This is a genomic window from Terriglobus sp. YAF25, from assembly GCF_052113305.1.
In the GTDB taxonomy this organism is placed as follows: Bacteria; Acidobacteriota; Terriglobia; order Terriglobales; family Acidobacteriaceae; genus Terriglobus.
This window is the reverse complement of sequence record NZ_JBFRCY010000779.1, coordinates 1-2062: the sequence shown is the minus strand read 5'-3', so window position 1 is coordinate 2062 and position 2062 is coordinate 1. Positions and strand designations below refer to the sequence as shown.

The window sequence follows — 2062 nt, the reverse complement described above, 5'->3', positions numbered from 1 at the left end:
GTGAACGCGGTTGACTACCTGCTGAAGCCCTTCGACCGCGCACGTGTGGAACAGACAGTGGAGAAGGCGCGCGGCCGCGTCGCGGCCGAAGCTGCAGCTTCTGTGCAAACCTCTACTGATCCGAACAGCGCCAAGCTCGATGCCCTGATGAAGCTGCTGGAAGAACAAGCGCAGCAGGCTACTGCTCCAGCGCGCTCCAGCAGCAAGGTTGTGGTGCGGGCGCAGAACCGGCTGCTTCTGGTCGATCAGAAGCACATCTGCTTTGCCGCGATCGATGAGGGCCAGATCTCCATCGTGACGCAGAACGTTGAGGGAACCTCAAACTGCCGCACACTGGAAGAGTTGATGGACCAGTTGAATCCGGAGATCTTCTGGCGTGCTCACCGCAGCTATGTCGTGAACATCCATCACATCCGCGAAGTGGTGCCATGGTTCAAGTCGAGCTACCAGCTCCGCATGGACGACCGTCAACAGACGGAGATTCCTGTAAGCCGCGCACAGACCAAACGGTTGAAAGAGCTGTTCAACCTCTGACAAGCCCTATTCTGGGTGCCCCATCCATCGCAACGCGATGGGTGGGTAACGAAACCCAGGTTCTTTTGATCTACGTGGCTTCTGAACCCACCCTAACGTTGTGAGGGTGGGGCACCCGGGTGAGATTTGACGGCGAAAATCTTCAGTCGTAACGCTCGAAGACGATCTGCTTACGATCCCATCCGCGATCTTTGAACCACTGCCGCAGCGGAGCCGCAAAGGCATTCAGGCCGACAATGTAAGCCGTTGGCTTTTCGTCTCCGGCCTGAGACAGGATCTCTTCCAGATGCGGAGCCATCTCAACGTCTGGCAGCGGCAGATAATGGAATCCGGCAATCTCGCGCTCAGCCTGCTCAAAGCGGTCGCGATAAAACAGCTCTGATTCCGAAGAAGCCGTGTGCAGCAGATGCAGCGGGCCGGCGATGCGCGGTGCGCGCAGTAAAGCATCCACCATTGCTGCTACAGGCGCAATGCCGACGCCGTCGGCGAGGATGATGCCTGGACCTTCGTGAAGAACAAATCCACCATAGGGACCTTGTACCTGCACGGTCCCGCCGGTCTCCAGATCGCACAGCAGGTTGGAGTACCATCCGGCACGGTTGAGACAGAGCACCATACGATCGCCATCGGGAGCCTGCGTCAGCGAATACGCCCGGACCTCCTGCTTGCCATCACGCTCCGTGACAAACGAGTAGAACTGCCCGGGCTGATAGGTGAGCGGTTCACTGCAGAGGAAGGAAAGCTCCCAGGTCTGAGAAGCTTCACTGAGCAGACGCTTCGAGGCGAGTTTGGCAGCAATCACGCCCGCGTGCTCCGGCAAGCGTCACAGTTGCAGACGCGGCGCAGGTGATCCCAGGAGTAGATGCCGGCTTCGTGCCCATCATTCCACTTGAACTTCAGTGCGTAGTTGCCGATCTTCTCCACGGAGGTCGGCTTGGCGGGCGCCTGGTACATGGCGAAGAGTTCCTTGGGCTTCGGCTTGGGCTCACCCGGTTTGCGGCCGGTGTGCTGGCGCTCTTCGTGGCAGGTGGCGCAGGGGCAGGCATCACGCAACCAGGGGAAGGTCCACTTCGAGTGATGGCCGTCCTTCCACTCGATCTCGACACCTTCGCCGGAGGTCAGATGCACCCGCACCTTGGCCGGGGTGACTGCCTCGCGCGGCAGACGGTTATCCTGCGCGGCGTCGGCCAGCGCCTCTTCCCGGCTTACGAAACGGATGCCTTCGTGACTCATACAACTATTTTAGTGCTCAATTTCAAACGGCATTGCGGTAGAAGAACCAGCCGGCGACGGCACAGCCGATAACAACCACCAGGGCGCGCAGCACGTTGCCGTTCATACGCCGGGCATAACGGGCGCCGAGCCATCCACCCAATCCCGCAAAGATCATTGCCACTAGGCAGAAATGCCATACTACCGCTCCGCGCACGATGAAGGTGACCACGGCAGAGAGATTCGAGACGCAGGCGCCGAGCACTTTGAGCGCGTTCAACTGATTCATCTCTTCCACGCCGAAGAGTGACAGCAC

4 protein-coding genes are annotated in these 2062 nt (G+C 59.5%); 1 reads left to right on the top strand and 3 read right to left on the bottom strand.

What is annotated here, in order from left to right:
• On the top strand, positions 1-534 hold a 534-nt coding region (locus AB4043_RS23620), incomplete at its 5' end, for a LytR/AlgR family response regulator transcription factor (RefSeq protein ID WP_442308269.1).
• Positions 535-676: 142 nt separating this feature from the next.
• Here the strand turns inward: AB4043_RS23620 and AB4043_RS23615 are convergent.
• The 3 genes from AB4043_RS23615 to AB4043_RS23605 form a co-directional block, all read right to left on the bottom strand.
• On the bottom strand, positions 677-1336 hold the full coding sequence (locus AB4043_RS23615) for a ferredoxin--NADP reductase (protein WP_442301861.1): 660 nt from the start codon (positions 1334-1336) through the stop codon (positions 677-679).
• Positions 1333-1767: a DUF971 domain-containing protein gene (locus AB4043_RS23610; RefSeq protein ID WP_442301860.1), complete on the bottom strand. Its 435-nt coding sequence runs from the start codon at positions 1765-1767 to the stop codon at positions 1333-1335. The genes AB4043_RS23615 and AB4043_RS23610 overlap by 4 nt, the downstream gene beginning before the upstream one ends.
• Before the next feature lie 22 nt (positions 1768-1789).
• On the bottom strand, positions 1790-2062 hold a 273-nt coding region (locus AB4043_RS23605), incomplete at its 5' end, for a TSUP family transporter (RefSeq protein ID WP_442308268.1).

Excerpts from the sequence above, each read along its gene's own strand:
- AB4043_RS23610 (WP_442301860.1), bottom strand. The coding sequence starts at position 1,767 with ATGAGTCACGAAGGCATCCGTTTCGTAAGCCGGGAAGAGGCGCTGGCC.